At 68.9% G+C, this 15,207-nt stretch carries 19 protein-coding genes, 1 pseudogene and 1 riboswitch; of the genes and pseudogenes, 6 read left to right on the top strand and 14 right to left on the bottom strand.

Translation table 11 applies throughout. From position 1 onward, the window contains the following. Window positions 1-158: 158 nt before the first annotated feature. A riboswitch (SAM riboswitch) is annotated at window positions 159-284 on the top strand. 37 nt (window positions 285-321) lie between these two features. Both ABI385_RS13905 and ABI385_RS13910 read left to right on the top strand, forming a co-directional pair. Then, entirely contained in the window at window positions 322-1,791 is a 1,470-nt protein-coding gene (locus ABI385_RS13905) for an aminotransferase class V-fold PLP-dependent enzyme (protein ID WP_348104352.1), read from the top strand. A 143-nt stretch (window positions 1,792-1,934) separates the two neighbouring features. Next, window positions 1,935-2,531 carry a hypothetical protein gene (locus tag ABI385_RS13910; protein WP_348104353.1) on the top strand — a complete coding sequence of 199 codons (597 nt, stop codon included), beginning with the start codon at window positions 1,935-1,937 and terminating at the stop codon, window positions 2,529-2,531. A gap of 150 nt (window positions 2,532-2,681) precedes the next feature. Here the strand turns inward: ABI385_RS13910 and ABI385_RS13915 are convergent, their stop codons facing one another. From ABI385_RS13915 to dapA, 8 genes and pseudogenes are all read right to left on the bottom strand, one after another. Beyond that, window positions 2,682-2,888, bottom strand: coding sequence for a hypothetical protein (locus ABI385_RS13915; RefSeq protein WP_348104354.1), 207 nt, complete (start codon window positions 2,886-2,888; stop codon window positions 2,682-2,684). Window positions 2,889-2,993: 105 nt separating this feature from the next. Further along, window positions 2,994-3,629, bottom strand: a complete 636-nt coding sequence (locus ABI385_RS13920; RefSeq protein ID WP_348104355.1) for a NifU family protein — start codon at window positions 3,627-3,629, stop codon at window positions 2,994-2,996. Then, window positions 3,630-4,142: a nucleoside recognition domain-containing protein gene (locus ABI385_RS13925; protein WP_348104356.1), complete on the bottom strand. Its 513-nt coding sequence runs from the start codon at window positions 4,140-4,142 to the stop codon at window positions 3,630-3,632. It abuts the gene before it with no gap. Next, the gene (locus tag ABI385_RS13930) at window positions 4,099-5,268 is read right to left on the bottom strand and encodes a nucleoside recognition domain-containing protein (protein ID WP_348104357.1); all 1,170 of its coding nucleotides are present in this window, start codon (window positions 5,266-5,268) and stop codon (window positions 4,099-4,101) included. The genes ABI385_RS13925 and ABI385_RS13930 overlap by 44 nt, the downstream gene beginning before the upstream one ends. A 70-nt stretch (window positions 5,269-5,338) precedes the next feature. After that, window positions 5,339-5,536, bottom strand: a pseudogene (locus ABI385_RS13935) (FeoB small GTPase domain-containing protein); the annotation flags it as partial. After that, a complete protein-coding gene (locus tag ABI385_RS13940; RefSeq protein ID WP_348104358.1) occupies window positions 5,521-5,826 on the bottom strand; it encodes a FeoA family protein in 306 nt (101 codons plus the stop codon). The gene ABI385_RS13940 and the pseudogene ABI385_RS13935, both read right to left, overlap by 16 nt. A 197-nt stretch (window positions 5,827-6,023) precedes the next feature. Next, on the bottom strand, window positions 6,024-7,733 hold the full coding sequence (locus tag ABI385_RS13945; protein WP_348104359.1) for a ribonuclease J: 1,710 nt from the start codon (window positions 7,731-7,733) through the stop codon (window positions 6,024-6,026). Further along, window positions 7,730-8,671 carry a 4-hydroxy-tetrahydrodipicolinate synthase gene (gene dapA, locus ABI385_RS13950; protein WP_348104360.1) on the bottom strand — a complete coding sequence of 314 codons (942 nt, stop codon included), beginning with the start codon at window positions 8,669-8,671 and terminating at the stop codon, window positions 7,730-7,732. The genes ABI385_RS13945 and dapA overlap by 4 nt, the downstream gene beginning before the upstream one ends. A gap of 231 nt (window positions 8,672-8,902) precedes the next feature. Here dapA and ABI385_RS13955 point away from each other — a divergent pair, with 231 nt between their 5' ends. From ABI385_RS13955 to ABI385_RS13965, 3 genes are read left to right on the top strand one after another with little or no spacing between them, the layout of a single operon-like run. Continuing rightward, window positions 8,903-9,715, top strand: a complete 813-nt coding sequence (locus tag ABI385_RS13955; RefSeq protein WP_348104361.1) for a thymidylate synthase — start codon at window positions 8,903-8,905, stop codon at window positions 9,713-9,715. Further along, window positions 9,712-10,194 (top strand): dihydrofolate reductase, encoded by a 483-nt coding sequence (locus ABI385_RS13960; protein ID WP_348104362.1) that lies wholly within the window; start codon window positions 9,712-9,714, stop codon window positions 10,192-10,194. Before ABI385_RS13955 ends, ABI385_RS13960 begins: the two co-directional genes overlap by 4 nt. Further along, entirely contained in the window at window positions 10,181-10,786 is a 606-nt protein-coding gene (locus tag ABI385_RS13965) for a hypothetical protein (protein WP_348104363.1), read from the top strand. The genes ABI385_RS13960 and ABI385_RS13965 overlap by 14 nt, the downstream gene beginning before the upstream one ends. 366 nt (window positions 10,787-11,152) lie before the next feature. Here ABI385_RS13965 and ABI385_RS13970 read toward each other — a convergent pair whose 3' ends face one another. The 5 genes from ABI385_RS13970 to ABI385_RS13990 form a co-directional block, all read right to left on the bottom strand. Further along, complete coding sequence (locus ABI385_RS13970; protein ID WP_348104364.1) at window positions 11,153-11,779, bottom strand: FAD-dependent monooxygenase; 627 nt, start codon at window positions 11,777-11,779, stop codon at window positions 11,153-11,155. Between the two features lie 33 nt (window positions 11,780-11,812). Next, the gene (locus tag ABI385_RS13975) at window positions 11,813-11,929 is read right to left on the bottom strand and encodes an FAD-dependent monooxygenase (RefSeq protein ID WP_348104365.1); all 117 of its coding nucleotides are present in this window, start codon (window positions 11,927-11,929) and stop codon (window positions 11,813-11,815) included. Between the two features lie 271 nt (window positions 11,930-12,200). Next, complete coding sequence (locus tag ABI385_RS13980; RefSeq protein WP_348104366.1) at window positions 12,201-12,491, bottom strand: VOC family protein; 291 nt, start codon at window positions 12,489-12,491, stop codon at window positions 12,201-12,203. A gap of 3 nt (window positions 12,492-12,494) precedes the next feature. After that, window positions 12,495-12,902, bottom strand: a complete 408-nt coding sequence (locus ABI385_RS13985) for a hypothetical protein (protein WP_348104367.1) — start codon at window positions 12,900-12,902, stop codon at window positions 12,495-12,497. A 23-nt stretch (window positions 12,903-12,925) separates the two neighbouring features. Next, window positions 12,926-13,804 carry a fumarylacetoacetate hydrolase family protein gene (locus ABI385_RS13990; RefSeq protein WP_348104368.1) on the bottom strand — a complete coding sequence of 293 codons (879 nt, stop codon included), beginning with the start codon at window positions 13,802-13,804 and terminating at the stop codon, window positions 12,926-12,928. 135 nt (window positions 13,805-13,939) lie between these two features. On the opposite strand from ABI385_RS13990, the gene ABI385_RS13995 reads away from it, so the two are divergent. Next, window positions 13,940-14,683 (top strand): FCD domain-containing protein, encoded by a 744-nt coding sequence (locus tag ABI385_RS13995; protein ID WP_348104369.1) that lies wholly within the window; start codon window positions 13,940-13,942, stop codon window positions 14,681-14,683. Between the two features lie 18 nt (window positions 14,684-14,701). Here the strand turns inward: ABI385_RS13995 and ABI385_RS14000 are convergent. After that, window positions 14,702-15,207 (bottom strand): 2Fe-2S iron-sulfur cluster-binding protein (locus ABI385_RS14000; protein ID WP_348104370.1); only part of this gene is annotated, 506 nt, incomplete at its 5' end.

Genomic DNA, 15,207 nt, shown 5'->3' on the forward strand with positions numbered 1-15,207 from the left:
CCGATCAACCACGCCCACAAGCCAAACAACAAGAAATCATCCGCTGAAATCACCAACCGGCACCCCGGAAATCAACCACGGTGGATCAGGGCTCAGATGACGGAACGTGTGTCTGGGTGTTGGACAGGCCCGACCCACCTCGCTACCGTCTCTGCCTAGGTCATGAGTGCCAGCGCACAGCCCCGGCTTGCTGGCCAGCAACCCTCCTCCGCGGTGGGGTGCTCCGGGTGACGACCCGGCCCAGCCGCCGGTTCACACCGAGCGACAACGGGCAAGCGCGGACCCGCATCCGGTGGGTCCCAGGGACCCCAGGAGCACCAGATGTCCGTCGCCAGCATCGAGAGTGGGACCACGACGTCCACTCCATTCACCACCTCCACCACGGCCACCAGTCGCACGAGCACCGCCCCCCAAGGGCGACTGCACGTCGTCCGGCCCGGCAGCGCCCCTGAGCTGCCCGCCGTGGTGGGTGCGGGACTTCGGGTCCCCACCCTCACCGGCGAGGTCGACTACGCGAACCTCGACCACGCCGCCTCGACGCCGTCCCTTGTCTGCGTCAAGAACGCGGTCGACACGGCGCTGCAGACCTACTCGTCCGTGCACCGCGGCAACGGGTATGCCAGCCGGGTCACCAGCGCCTGGTACGAGCAGGCTCGCGACGAGGTGGCCGCGTTCGTCGGTGCGCGGGCCGACGACCACGTGATCTTCACCCGAAACACCACGGACTCCTTCAACCTGCTCGCGAAGGTCCTGCCCAGCGGCACCGAGGTGTTCGTCTTCGAGACCGAACACCACTCGACACTGCTGCCGTGGCGGGGCCACCCCGTGACCACGCTGCCGGTGCCGTCTTCGGTCGACGCCGGCCTCGAGGAGCTCGGGCAGGCCCTGGCCCACTCGGGAGCGCGGCACCGACTGGTTGTCGTCGCCGGTGCGTCCAACGTGACCGGCGAGACCTGGCCACTGGGCCGGGTCGTTGCGCTCGCCCGACGGTACCGCGCGCGGGTGGCACTCGACGCGGCTCAGCTGGCACCGCACCGCGCGATCGACATCGCGGCAAGTGGCGTCGACTATGTCGCGTTCTCCGGCCACAAGCTCTACGCCCCGTTCGGTGCGGGCGTGCTCGCCGGCCGGGCCGACTGGCTGGACCACGGCGCGCCCTACCTGCGCGGCGGTGGTGCGACCAGCCGGGTCACCACGAACGGCGCGACCTGGGCTACCGGCCCGGCCCGCCACGAGGGCGGCAGCCCGAACGTCATCGGCGCCATCGCGCTGGCAGCCGCGTGCTCGGCGATCAGCGGCTCGCGGCCATCGATCGAGGCGTATGAGGAGGCCCTGTATGCGCGTCTGTGCGACGGCCTCGACGCGATCCCCGGTGCTGACACCTGGTCGATCTTCGGCGACTCCAGCGAGTCCGCCGCTGCTGCGGCCGGGGACGGCAAGCGGGACACGTATCCGGATCGGGTGGCTGTCCTGCCGTTCACGATCGACCGCTTCGACTCGTCCCTCGTGTCCGCGATCCTGTCAGCCGAATACGGCATCGGGGTGCGCCACGGCAAGTTCTGCGCACACATCCTCGTCGACGAGCTGCTCGAGGACCCGTGGGGCGAGGTCCCAGCGACCGCCGTCCGCGTGAGCCTCGGACTGGCCAGCACCCCGGAACACGTCGACCGGCTTGTTGCCGCCGTGGCCACACTCGCCGCGCATGGACCCTCCCGCCGCTACGTGCGGACGGAGCAGGGCTGGGTCGCCGACGACGACACTCGAGAGGCGCTGCCGGCTCGCCCCTGGTGACCCGCATACCGGTGACCTGGGCGCTCTCGTGTATCGGCGCACAATCCACACCCGACCCTGACCTGCCTCGAACACTCCTGTCCCATCGTGGTGTGCAGAGGGTTCGCCACCTGCGGACCCGTGCACGACGAGGAGCAAAACCCATGTGGAGCACCAAGCAGAAGGCAGCCGTCGGTGGGGTTGTCGCGGCCGTGGTGATCGGCGGCGGAGGCGGGTTCGTCGTTGCGCACGCATCGGACGCCACCCGCACCCCGACAGCCACCGCGACCTCATCGCCGACGGGTTCGGCGACGACCGGCACCACAGGCAAGGCCACCAAGGCCACCAAAGCCAAGGCCGGCGCGAAGGACGCTGTTATCGGCAACCTCAAGGACTTCCAACACGCCGAGTGGGTGTCCAAGAGCGCGAACGGCTATGTCACCCACGACGCGATCTTGGGCCAGGTCACCGCCGTGTCCCCCGCTTCGGTCACGGTCCAGGCGGCAGACGGGACGAGCCTGACCTATTCCGTCGCGTCCACGACGAAGGTCCACCAGGCCGGTGCCGCCGGAGGCGGGAAGGCTAAGGCCACGGCAACGTCCACCGCGAGCCCGACGGCCACGGCAACCACCCCCACGACGGCTCCTGCCACTCCGACGGCCGCCACCATGGCAGACGTCACCGTCGGTCAGACGGTCCTCGTGTCCGGCGCCAAGTCACCCGACCTGGTCGCCTCGACGGTGATGGTGCGGGCGTCCTGACGCGCGTATCAACGTCGGGATCACCGGCCCGGTCCTCGGCGCAGCTATCTCGACGCGGAGGAACCCTCGTATACCGCGATCGAGGACGACCCCGCAGACCGCGCGGAGATCGAGGCGATCCAGGAAGAACTGGCCGCGCTACAAGCGAGGTCATAAAGGGGTGAGGTCTGCCGACTGCCCACTCGTGGCGAAGGTCACGAGTAACAGGGCCGCCGGTACGCCGTCCTCCTCCCAGCCGGACTGGCTCGCACTCAGCACGTGGGTCGCCGCCGTCACCAGTGCCCGCGAAACCACCTTCCGGCCGCCGGTCGAGGTCCACGGTCGCCGCACGCTGGTGATGTGCGACCAGATCGCCACTGTGGACCTGAACCGCCTCGCCGAGCCCGCAGGCTTCCTGCCCCTTGAGAGACGCAGCGAGTCGACGAAGCACTCTCATTGGTGCTCGATCTGTGACCAGGGCGGTCAGCGACCACGCGTCGGTATGAGGCCGAGCATGCGTCGGCCCGCGCTGACACCGGGTGCATTGCGCGCCTCGAGTCGACGCAGCGGGGGATACAGGGCGCGGATGCCGGCTTCCAGCCGCTCGCTGAGGGTGATGTCGGACGCCGGGCAGTGACGGCATGCGCCGCTCAGCTGCAGCTGCACGTCGTGGTCGTGAGCGCGCAGCAGCTCGACCTGGCCGCCGTGGGAACGGATATAGGCACCCACCTCACCGTCGATCACCTGTTGCACGGCAAGACGTAGCGCGTCATCGTCCGGCGTGCCACCGGGTGCCGGTCGCCACTGCTGCGGGGTGCACAGGGCGGCCTGCAAGGCCTGGCGGACTCGAGCGCCGTCTTTTCGCCAGGATCGCGCCGACCCCAGCATGGTCAAGACCCCAGCCGGTTCGACCGACACGGACTCGAGCACACCCTCGTCGAGCAGGGACTGCACGGCCGTCGGCAGCTGAGCGGGGACTCCCACGAAGCCGAGTATGTCTGCCGGGCAGCTCCACCTCAGGGTCCGCTCGTCACCCAAGACCGACTCGGGATGCACCGGTACCAGCGGCGAGTCCGGCATACCGGGCACTCCAAGGCTGTGGTCCTGTGCCAGGGCCACTCAGACCACCGCCCCGACGATCAGGCGAGCGGCCAGCGCCATCATCCACGCCAGCACGAACATATAGCCGAACGCGATAGCCGGCCACCGCCAGGACCCCGACTCGCGGCGCATCACCCCGATGGTGGACATGCACTGCAGCGCGTAGAGGAAGAACGCCATCAGCGCGGCCACCACGGGCGGGGTGAACAGCGCCTGACCGGCGCGCGGGCCTTCGTCCACGGTCATGTTCCGCAGCGCCGACTGCGGGTCCTCCGGGTCCTCCGCTGCGGCTACTTGGCCGAGGGTGGCGACGAAGACCTCCCGGGCCGACAGCGAGGCCAGCACCCCGATGTTGATCCGCCAGTCGAAGCCAAGCGGTGCGAAGACGGGCTCGACGAGGTGCCCGGCTGCCGCGGCGTAGCTGTGGTCGATCACGTAGGACGACACCGCTGCGTTGTCCGCGGTGTCCACCCCGGCGGCCTGGAGGTCACCGGGGCTGCGAGCGGGGAGGTTGAGCAGCAGCCAGAGCACGATCGTGGTGACCAGGATGATCTTGCCGACCTTGCGCAGGAAGGTGCGAGCGGCATCCCAGACCGACAGGGCCACGGAGCGGGCCGCGCCGACGACCGAGCCGGGAGAAGACCCATGCGGCGACCATCGCCGAGAGTGCGCCCACGAGGTAGAGGCCGAACATCGTGGCGCCCTGGGCACTGACTGGCCCCCACCGCGCCTCCGAGGGCACGACGAGCCCGATGAGCAGGACGTAGACCGGCAGCCGCGCCGAACACGTCATCAGCGGCGCGCCCATCATGGTGGCGATCCGGTCTCGGGCCGACGGCAGCGTGCGGGTCGCCATGATGCCGGGGACGGCGCACGCGACGGAGGAAAGCAGCGCCACGAAGGCGCGGCCCTCCAGCCCGGCCTTGGCCATCACCCGGTCCATCAGGAAGGCGGCCCGGGCCATGTAGCCCAGTCCCTCGAGCAGCGAGATCATCAAGAACAGCAGCACGATCTGTGGCAGGAAGACCAGCACCCCGCCGACTCCGCCGATCAGCGCGTGCGAGATGAAGCTGCTGACCCATCCGTTGGAGACATGCGAGTCGGCAAGGCCGCCCAGCAGCCCGAAGAAGCTCTGGATGGCGTCCTGGATCGGGGCCGCCGCGGTGAAGATGACCTGGAAGAACCCGAACATGGTGGCGAAGAACACCAATGTGCCCCAGACGGGGTGCAGCAGCACCGCGTCGATGCGCCGGGTGCGGGCATCGCTCTCGGGCAGCCGGTAGCCGGCCGCGACCAGGACCGAGGCGATCCAGCTCCCTACCTCCGCCGGGGCATCGGGTGGCAGGACCGGAGGCTGCGGCCATGACTGCGGCCCGGCCATCAGCTCACGCAGGGCGACCAGGTCCTGGCGCCGGCCGGCGGTGACCGCGATGACCGGGACGCCGAGAGCGCGACTCAGGCCGGCGGTGTCGATCGCTCCCTGCCGGCGGGTGAGCTCGTCCGTGAACGTGAGCACGACGCATACGGGCAGCTCGGTGTGCAGCACCTGGGCGAGGATGCCGAGCGACCGCTGGAGCGTGGTGACGTCGAGCGTGACCAAGAGGCCGTCGGGGGTCTGCACCTGCCGTAGGAGCGGGTCGAGGACGTCGGTGACCACCTGCTCGTCGGGGGCTGATGGGGTCCAGGCTGTAGGTGCCCGGCAGGTCTTCGACCACGACCCGAGTGCCGACGACGTCAGCGGTGCCCTCGTACCGGGACACCGTCACACCCGGGTAGTTGCCGGTTTTGGCCCGCAGCCCCGTCAGCGCGTTGAAGAGCGTTGTCTTGCCCGAGTTGGGGCTGCCGACGAGAGCAAAGCGTGGGGCGGTTCGAACCAGCTCGACAGCTGCCGTCGGGCCTGTCCCAGGGTTCACTCGACCGCGCATACGCGGACGCACCGTGCCTGGACACGGCGCAGGGCCAGCTCGCACCCGGCCACCCGGAACACGATGGGGTCGGCCAGCGGCGCCCGGCGCACCACCGTCACATCGGCGCCAGGGGTGAAACCCAGGTCGAACAGGCGCCGGGCGGCTGCCGGAGCCATGTCATCGCGCACGTCGACGATGCGTGCGCGGCTTCCCGGTTTCAGGTCCGCCAACGTGCTGTCGACCTGCCCCGCCTCGCAGTAGGCGGGCGTGATCCTGCAGTCGTGCAGGAGGGCAGACAGCTGGGACATGGAACCTCATCGGAACGAGCACGGGAACCGGCCTACCCTCAGCCGGCACGAAGTAATGTAAGGCTTACCTTATCCGGATGGCAAGACGCCCGGGCCAGATCGGGTGCGAATCGCCTCGGACCGATGCGTGACGGTCGTAAGTCGGCATTCCGGCTGCAATAGGGGCCGGGAAGCCGACTTGCGGCCGTGTTGGTGAGTCAGGCCTCGATCACCACTGGAATGATCATCGGACGGCGGCGGATCTTGGCGCCGACCCAGCCGCCGATGGTGCGTCGGATGATCTGCTGCAGCTGGTACTCGTCGCGCACCCCGTTGCCGGTTGCCTCGGCGAGCGCCTGCTCCACCTTGGGGATCACGTCGTCGAAGATCCGGTCGTCCTCGGCGAACCCGCGTGCCGTGATCTCGGGGCCGGACGCGATCTTGCCGGTGGCCGCGTCGATCACGACGATGCAGGTGATGAACCCCTCGTCGCGCAGGATCCGGCGGTCCTTGAGCAGCGCCTCGGTAGTCCCTCCGACTGAGGAGCCGTCGACGTAGATGTATCCGCAGGGGACCGCGCCGACGAGCTTCGCCCGACCCTGGACGAGGTCGACAACCCCACCGTCGCGGGTGACCATGATGTTGCGGCGCGGTATGCCCGTGGCCACGGCCAGCTCGGCGTTGGCGACCAGGTGACGCCACTCCCCGTGCACGGGCATGACGTTCTTGGGCTTGACGATGTTGTAGCAGTAGAGCAGCTCGCCGGCGCTCGCGTGGCCGGAGACGTGCACCTTGGCGTTGCCCTTGTGGACGACGTCGGCGCCGAGCATCATCAGCCCGTTGATGATCCGGTAGACGGCGTTCTCGTTGCCGGGGATGAGCGAGCTGGCGAGCAGCACGGTGTCGCCGACGCCCACCTCGATCCGGTGGTCCCGGTTGGCCATCCGCGACAGCGCCGCCATCGGCTCGCCCTGGCTGCCGGTGCAGATGAGCACCACCTTGTCGGGCGGCAGGTCGTCGAGCTTCTTGACGTCGACCAGGACGCCGTCGGGCACGTGCAGGTAGCCGAGCTCGGCGGCGATCCCCATGTTGCGCAGCATCGACCGGCCGACCATGGCGACCTTGCGACCGGACTTCTGGGCGGCGTCGAGGACCTGCTGGACGCGGTGCACGTGCGAGGAGAAGCAGGCCACGATGATCCGGCGCTGTGCGTCTCGAAAGACCCGGTCGATCGCCGGGGCGATCTCCCGCTCGGGCGTGGTGAACCCGGGGACCTCGGCGTTGGTCGAGTCGGTGAGGAAGAGGTCGACCCCCTCCTCGCCCATCCGCGCGAACGCCCGTAGGTCGGTAAGCCGACCGTCGAGTGGCAGCTGGTCCATCTTGAAGTCGCCGGTATGCAGCAGCGTGCCGGCCTTGGTGCGCACGAACACGGCCAACGCGTCGGGGATCGAGTGGTTGACGGCGACGAACTCGAGGTCGAAGACGCCCAGCTTCTCGCGCTGCCCCTCCTTGACGGTGAGGGTGTAGGGCTTGATCCGGTGCTCCTTGAGCTTGGCCTCGATGAGCGCCATGGTCAGCCGAGAGCCGATCAGCGGGATATCGGGCTTGCGCTTGAGCAGGAACGGCACGGCACCGATGTGGTCCTCGTGCCCGTGGGTGAGCACGATCGCCTCGACCTGGTCGAGTCGGTCGTCGAGGTACTCGAACCCCGGCAGGATCAGGTCGATCCCCGGGTGGTGGTCCTCGGGGAACAGGACGCCGCAGTCGATGATCAGCAGCCTGCCCTGGGTCTCCAGGACGGTCATGTTGCGGCCCACGTCGCCGAGCCCGCCGAGCGCGACGATACGCAGGGCGTTGCCCGGGATCGGAGGCGGTGTGGTCAGCTCGGGCAGCGGGATGGGAAGTGCGATGGACGGGGCGTTGGTCAAGGTCTTCCTGACGGGGTGTTGAGGGAGAGCGCGTGGCGAAGGATCGCGAGGTGCTCGGGTGGGGACTCCACGAGGGGGAGCCGGACAGCTGCGGAGTCGATGACGCCGAGCTCGTGCAAGGCGGCTTTTGCCATGATCGCGCCCTGCGAGGTGGTCATCAGGGCGTCGACGAGCGGAATTAGCCGGCGGTGGATGGCGACTGCGGTGGGCAGGTCGCCGGCGTCGACGGCGGCGAGCATCGCGGCATACTCGCTGCCGGCGACGTGCGAGGTGACCCCGACATACCCGACCCCACCCTGCGTGAGGTGGGCGAGGGTGAGGACGTCGTCGCCGGAGTACCAGACCAGGTCGGTGACCGCCATGACGTGCGTAGCGGCCCACAGGTCGCCCTTGGCGTCCTTGACGGCGACGATCCGCGGGTGCTCGGCTAGCCGGATCAAGGTGTCGGTGGCGATGGCCGTGCCGGTCCGAGCGGGGATGTCGTAGAGCATGACGGGCAGGTCGGTGGCGTCCGCGACGGCGGCGAAGTGCGCCACCAGACCCGTCTGGGTGGGCCTGTTGTAGTAAGGGGTGACGGCGAGTATGCCGTGTGCCCCGGCGTGCGCTGCCTGGCGTGCCTGGTGCACGGAGTGCGCGGTGTTGTTGGTGCCGGCCCCGGCCACGACCACGGCCCGGTCGCCGACCGCCTCCAGAGCTGCCTCGATGACGGCGACCTTCTCGTCGTCGGTCGTGGTCGCCGACTCGCCGGTTGTGCCGTTGACGACGACGCCGTCGTGGCCGGTGTCGAGCAGGTGGCTGACGACCTTCCTCAGCCCGTCGAGGTCGAGGCTGCCGTCGGGGCGCATCGGCGTCACCACGGCAGTCAGCGCTCGACCGAAGGGGGAGCGGGTGCTGCTCGGGTGCAGGCCGGTCCCACCAGGCTGGAGGTGCTCGGTCATGAGGTCAATCTATCGCCAGCACCACCCTGCGGACGGACCAGGACCTGGACCTGAATGTCGTGGCGCTACCCGCTCGGGGGTCCGGGTAGCACCACGACACCTGGTACATCGTCGCCCAACCGCCGGCGTTACATCTCACAAAGCGAGATGAGTGTGACGTGAGTCACAGCAAGGCCCTCCACCCCGCAGTGGCTCCGGTCAGGGACGGCGGCCCGGTGCTACCTTCCCGGGATGCGCCAGTACCTCGACCTCCTCGACCGCGTGCTGGCTACCGGCGCTGAGAAGTCGGACCGGACCGGGACCGGCACTCTCAGCGTCTTCGGTCACCAGATGCGGATGGATCTGGCCGACGGCTTTCCCGCCCTCACCACGAAGAAGCTGCACCTCCGGTCGATCATCGGCGAGCTGTTGTGGTTCCTACGCGGCGACACCAACGTGCGCTGGCTCCAGGAGCGAGGCATCACGATCTGGGACGACTGGGCCGACGAGCTGGGCGACCTGGGTCCGGTCTACGGGTACCAATGGCGGTCCTGGCCGGCACCGGGTGGCGAGCACATCGACCAGATCGCCAAGGTGGTCGAGTCGATCCGGACCAACCCCGACTCCCGCCGGCACATCGTCTCTGCCTGGAACGTCGCCGACGTCGACGCCATGGCCCTGCCTCCGTGCCACACGATGTTCCAGTTCTACGTCGCACCGGCCGCGGAGGACGGCGGCCGCAGACGGTTGTCCTGCCAGCTCTACCAACGCTCTGCGGACGTCTTCCTCGGTGTGCCGTTCAACATCGCCTCCTACGCGCTCCTGACGATGATGGTCGCCCAGGTGTGCGACCTCGAGCCGGGCGAGCTCGTGCACACCCTCGGAGACGCCCACCTCTACCTCAACCACGTCGAGCAGGCCCGCCTCCAGCTCACGCGGGAACCGGGTCCCCTGCCGCGAATGCTGATCGCCCCCGGCAAGGACCTCGACGCGTTCGAGCTGGGTGACTTCGAGCTCGTGGACTACGTCGCGCAGCCGACGATCAAGGCGCCGATCGCCGTATGACGGTGGCGCCGCGCGTCTCCCTGATCGCCGCAGTCGGTCGGGGGGGTGTGATCGGGGCCGCCGGCCAGATGCCGTGGCACCTGCCCGCGGACTTCGCCTTCTTCAAACGCACGACGATGGGTCACACGCTCGTCATGGGTCGCGCGACGTTCGACTCGATCGGGCGGCCGTTGCCCGGGCGACGGACCGTGGTGATCACCCGCCAGCAGTCGTGGAGCTCCCTGGGCACGATGGTCGCGCACTCGCTGCCAAACGCTCTGCAGCTGGCCGGGGAGGGAGGCGAGGACGAGGTCTTCGTCGCGGGCGGCGGACAGGTGTATGCCGAGGCGATGCCGGTCGCGGACCGGCTGCTCGTCACCGAGGTCGACCAGGATCCGGACGGCGACGCATACTTTCCGGAGATCGACCCACACGTCTGGCGCGAGGCTCGGCGAGTGCTGGGCGAGGGGCTGGCGTGGGTGACCTATGAACGACGATGAGAGGCGCGAGCTCGGGCGGTCGGGTCCGGTGGCCCGGGGCGACGAGTCTGCGACCTTGCCGACCCCGTCGGGTGTCGTGGTCGGGTTGCGTGTTCTCGGCGCCTGCCTCGGCTGGGGCACGCTGACCGGGGTGGTCGCAGCGGTGGCCTACCTGGTCCTGGTGATGCTCACGAACAGCGACGTCCCGTTGGACGGCGGAAGCCTGTTCGTGCTCGCGGTCGTCTACGGCAGCACGGTCGGTCTCGCCGCCGGCGTGGTATTCGGGCTCGGAGCAGGTGTTGCCTCGGCCGTCGCCACGTTGCCCCGCGCTTCGTCTGCTACCAGATCTCGAGGCACTCGGCGTGTCGACGCGTCGAGCCCGGCCCAGCGGGCCGCCCTGGCCGCCCGGGCCGGGGTGCTCGTAGTCGCTCTCGCGGTGTTCGCGGTGTGGCGGCTCGGGTCGGCGGACTCGGTCCGCTGGCTGTCGTCCTGGGAGCTCGTCCTGACCGTCGGCGTGTCGGTGGCCTTCGCGGTCTGGCGCGCCGGAAGGTCTGCCCGGCGCGCGGTTCTCGGTCCACGCGCCGCGGGATCGGCCGACCCACGCACCTTCTGAACGCGCGTCGATCGGGCCTGGCGGGGCTACGGGCATCGGGAGGTCTCGCCGCAACGATCGACCCCATGGGCGGCTGTTGCGGCCGATCGACCGGTTCGGCCCCGACGAGTGACCGTGTGGTCGGCAGTTGCGGCCGCTCCACCCCGCGCCGTTTCGACAACGTTCTCGCCCCCATTTGGGACACCGCAGTTCGACACGCCGCTGGGCTGGTTCGCTGGGGTGGCCCTTGGGCTCACATTGTGACCAGAGCCGCCGGCGGGATATGCCGTCCCAGGGTGACGAGGGTCTCGTCTACACCGTCGAGGGTGGAAAGCGCCGCGTACACGTAGAGGGCCGCGTACACGTAGAGGACGGCGTTGTCCGGTGTCAGGCCCCACGGTTGCAGCAGCTCCCAGGCCTTGTCGGCGCGGTTGAGGTCTTGGATGTTCTCGCCGGGCAGCGCCATGAACTCCCAACGGCGCGTCCCGGGCCACCGGGCACGATCGTGGTGGGACGGGCCGGGTCGCACAGCTGCCAGGCGGTCGGGTCGAAATGCATCGGCTCGTTGGGGATCATGTCGACAATGAGCCAGTCGAAGGGGAACCCGACGTCTGTCGTCGTCAGTCCGGTCAGCTCCCGGACCGCGCTGTTGGCGCCATCACACCCGACGACGTACCGCGCGCGCACCCGTTGTTCCCCAGGGATCGAACCGTCCGTCGTCGACGTCGTCCCGAGAACGGTGACGCCGTCGAGGTCCTGCTCCAGCCCCCTGACGGTGACGCCACGCATCACCGTGACCGATGCCTGCTTCTCTACGCGTAGGTCGAGCTCGCGCTCCAGCTCGGGCTGAGAGAAGAAGTTCGAGGTATGCCACCAGGACGGTCCGACGCCCCTCCAGTCCACGTTGAGCAGCGTCTTGCCGGCCGCGTTGCGCCACTGGTACAAGTCGTCATACGGCTCGATCGCCGCGTCTCGGTCTGAGCGCACGTCGACCGACTGCAGGATGCGGGCCACCTCATGGTCCAGGTGGACCGCCCTGGGCAGTGCCTACGCTTCCGGGAACCTCTCCAGCACAGCGACGCGATAGCCCCGCTGACCGAGGAGCAGTGACAACAGCTGCCCGACAGGTCCGTAGCCGACGATGGCGACGTCGTATGCGTCCATGACTCTCCCTCTTTCGTTACCCGGTGGGACGACGATGGCCGGCCGCCGTATACGGCGAGCTGCCACAAGGTGTCGCCCGGTGGGCAGCCGGGGCTGTGTGAACCCGTCATCAGGCCGGCCAGGTCTTCGAGTGCCAGGGAGGACGGCGGTGGCGGTGGACCCCATCTGTAGAGGCCTTTGGCGCCCTCCCAGACTCCGGGCTCCCACAGCTGGTCGTCGATGATGCAGTCGATGTCGCTGTAGTACTCGGAGAAGTTGCCGGCCGGGTCTTTCAGGTACCAGAAGAAGTTCGACCCGACGTAGTGCCGGCCGAGACCCCAGACGTGCCGGCCCGGGTCCTTCTCGAGCATCGCGGTGGCGCCGCGGCCAGGAACGGCACCCGGTCGCTGAGCTCGAACCCGAGCCCCTCGGTGAAGAACTTGGTGCTGGACTCCTCGTCGGTAGATCCGATGACCACGTGGCCGAGCTTGCGGGGATGGACCCCACCCTCACGCAGGATCCCCGCAGCCCGCGTGTTCGTCCGATCCGTGCGGCCCGGCCCGTTGGTTGCGGGCCACGGCACCGGCTACTGCTCGTATGCCGGCGCGATCTCGTCCACGACGCGGACCTCACTGCCTGGGTCCTCGACGCTGAGTGAGGTGTCGTCCCGTTCGACCGTTAGCACCAGTCGCTCGAGGCTGCCGGTGATCCGGTCCAGGTCGTCGGGGTCCTCGGCGCCGACGCCGAGCTGCAGTAGGCGCCGCCTGGGGCTGTGCACGATCCGAAGCTGCTCACCCCCGTCGGGGTTGGAGAAGCGGTACTCCGGGGCGTCGATCAGCTGCTCACCGGCATACGCCGAGGACACCTGGTCCGTGCTCGGCAGGAACCCGAACTCGGTGTAGATTCCGCGGTCTCCCGCACATTCGGGACGCCGAGGGTGATCGACGTCAGGCGGTGCAGCGCCATCGCTGTCTCCTTGGGGCTGATCGGTCAAATGCCCAAAAGAACAGTGAGTGACTAGGACGCCGCGACGAACCGGTTGCGGAGCTCGCCGAGGCCCTCGATCGAGCTGACCAGCTCCTCACCGGGCTGCAGCCACCGTTGCGGAGACTGTCCGAGGCCCACACCCGACGGCGTGCCAGTGAAGATCACGTCGCCGGGCAACAGCGGGATGCTGGCCGACAGCTTGGCCACCAGCTCGGGCACCGAGTAGATGAGCTCACTGGTGCGGCTGGACTGAACCTGCTGGCCGTCGATCGCACACCGCAGCCACAGGTCGTTCGGGTCCTCGAGCTCGTCCAGCGTGGTCAGCCAGGGTCCGACCGGCCCGAACCCGGGCAACGACTTGCCCAGACTGAACTGCGGCGGCGTCGCGGCCATCTGCAGCGTCCGCTCGGAGATGTCCTGACCCACCGCATACCCCGCGACATGCTGCAACGCATCCTGCGCCGACACCTGAAAAGCCCGCCGTCCCACAACCGCAACCAGCTCGACCTCCCAGTCGGTGTGCCCTCCTGGTGGAAGCGTCACCTCCGCATAGGGCCCCACGATGCACGAGCTGAACTTGGTGAACACCGGGGGCTCCCCCGTCGGCGCTGCGAACCCCGACTCGGCTGCATGGGCCCGGTAGTTGAGGCCGATCGCCAGCACCTGGCGCGGGGTGGGGGCCGGAGACCCGAGGTCCGCCGGGTCGAAAGCCTCCCCGGTGGGCAGCTCCGCCGTCGACGCCCACCCGACGAAGTCCTCCCACCGGTGGTAAATGGACTGCGGGTCGGCGGCGAACTTGCCGCCACTCGCCTTCTCGACGTCCACCGCCAGGTCGTGCGAACTCTGCGAGTCCCCGGAACCCCGGGAAACGAGGATGACCAGCCGATCGGCCAGGTTCGCGATCCGCATAATGCACAGTCCCGTCGACGTTGGAGCGCCATGGCCCAAAAACCATGATGATTAGGATGAATACTGGGCTGGTGTCTCGCTCAAGTCAAGGGGCCGGCGTACATTGATCATGATCATTTGCAGAAGGGAACATCGATGGCGGTCGACAGCGCTCTCGTCACCGGCGTCCGAGCCGGGGGCCGATCGGCTTCGCCTCGGCTAAGCCGCACCGACCTGGCCGCGGCGCGACTGGCGGCGATCGCGCAGCAGGTCGCCGCGGGCGAACGGATCGGGTCGAAGGACCAGCTGCGCGGCGACTGCGGTGTGTCGGTCGGCACGTTCAACGAGGCGATCCGCCTGCTACAGGCGCGCGGGCTCATCACCGTCCGTCCAGGACCCGGCGGCGGCCTCTTCGCGGCGGAACAGTCACCCATGGTCCGCCTCGGCAACTCCGTGCTCTCCCTCGACGCCGAGCAGACCCCGGTCGCGGACGCCGTCCGGATTCGCGACGCGCTCGACCCACTCCTCATCGAGGACGCCCTGTGGCACGCGTCACCGGCTGACATCCAGATCATGCGTCAGCACGTCGCGCGGATGAGTGATGCCGTCGGGGCACAGGACCCCACCGCGTTCGTCAGAGCCAACTGGGCGTTGCACGCCAGTATCGCCGCGGTCAGTCCGACCCTGGTCCTGCGGTCCATCTACACCAGCCTGCTGGAGCTCATCGAGACGCACACCCTGTCCGTGCTCCCCGTGTCCGAGCAGCCGCCGCTGGAATACATAGAGCAGCGCCGCCAGCTTCACAGCGACCTGGTCGACGCGATCGCCGACCGCGACGGCGACCGTGCGCAGCAGCTCATCACCGAGCACAACACCACCGACACGCTCCGCGACCACTGACGTCCAACCCCGGCTGACTCACGCGTCGTAGTCGAGCCGCACCGCTGCGGTGACCGGGTGCGACTGGCAGGCCAAGACGATGCCAGCCTCCATCTCCTCCGGCTCCAAGGCGTAGTTGCGGTCCATCCGGACCTCCCCCTCCACGAGCCGGGCGCGGCAGGTCCCGCAGACCCCTGCGGTGCAGGAGAACGGGGCGTCCGGGCGAACCCGGAGTGTCGCGTCGAGGATGGTCTCGTCGGCGCTCGGCATCGGCACCTGGGTGGTTCGTCCGTCCAGGGTGATGGTGACCACCGCCGCGGGGGGCGCCGTGGCGTCCACCACGACGGGAAGGCGGCGCGGCTGTGTGCCGTCGTCGACGTGGAAGATCTCGTGGTGCACGTGGTGCAGGTCGACGCCCAGCTCACGCAGCAGCGCCTCGGCATCGGTCACCATCCCGAACGGTCCGCAGAGATACCACTCGTCGACCGTCTCGACGGGGACCAGAAGGTCGAAGAGCCGACGCAGCCGGTCTGAGTCGAGCCGGC

The organism is Lapillicoccus sp., from assembly GCF_039935575.1.
Taxonomy (GTDB): Bacteria; Actinomycetota; Actinomycetes; order Actinomycetales; family Dermatophilaceae; genus Lapillicoccus.

Excerpts from the sequence above, each read along its gene's own strand:
- ABI385_RS13905 (WP_348104352.1), top strand. The coding sequence starts at position 322 with ATGTCCGTCGCCAGCATCGAGAGTGGGACCACGACGTCCACTCCATTC.
- ABI385_RS13910 (WP_348104353.1), top strand. The coding sequence starts at position 1,935 with ATGTGGAGCACCAAGCAGAAGGCAGCCGTCGGTGGGGTTGTCGCGGCC.
- ABI385_RS13940 (WP_348104358.1), bottom strand. The coding sequence starts at position 5,826 with ATGTCCCAGCTGTCTGCCCTCCTGCACGACTGCAGGATCACGCCCGCC.
- dapA (WP_348104360.1), bottom strand. The coding sequence starts at position 8,671 with ATGACCGAGCACCTCCAGCCTGGTGGGACCGGCCTGCACCCGAGCAGC.
- ABI385_RS13955 (WP_348104361.1), top strand. The coding sequence starts at position 8,903 with ATGCGCCAGTACCTCGACCTCCTCGACCGCGTGCTGGCTACCGGCGCT.
- ABI385_RS13960 (WP_348104362.1), top strand. The coding sequence starts at position 9,712 with ATGACGGTGGCGCCGCGCGTCTCCCTGATCGCCGCAGTCGGTCGGGGG.
- ABI385_RS13965 (WP_348104363.1), top strand. The coding sequence starts at position 10,181 with ATGAACGACGATGAGAGGCGCGAGCTCGGGCGGTCGGGTCCGGTGGCC.
- ABI385_RS13975 (WP_348104365.1), bottom strand. The coding sequence starts at position 11,929 with ATGGACGCATACGACGTCGCCATCGTCGGCTACGGACCTGTCGGGCAG.
- ABI385_RS13990 (WP_348104368.1), bottom strand. The coding sequence starts at position 13,804 with ATGCGGATCGCGAACCTGGCCGATCGGCTGGTCATCCTCGTTTCCCGG.
- ABI385_RS13995 (WP_348104369.1), top strand. The coding sequence starts at position 13,940 with ATGGCGGTCGACAGCGCTCTCGTCACCGGCGTCCGAGCCGGGGGCCGA.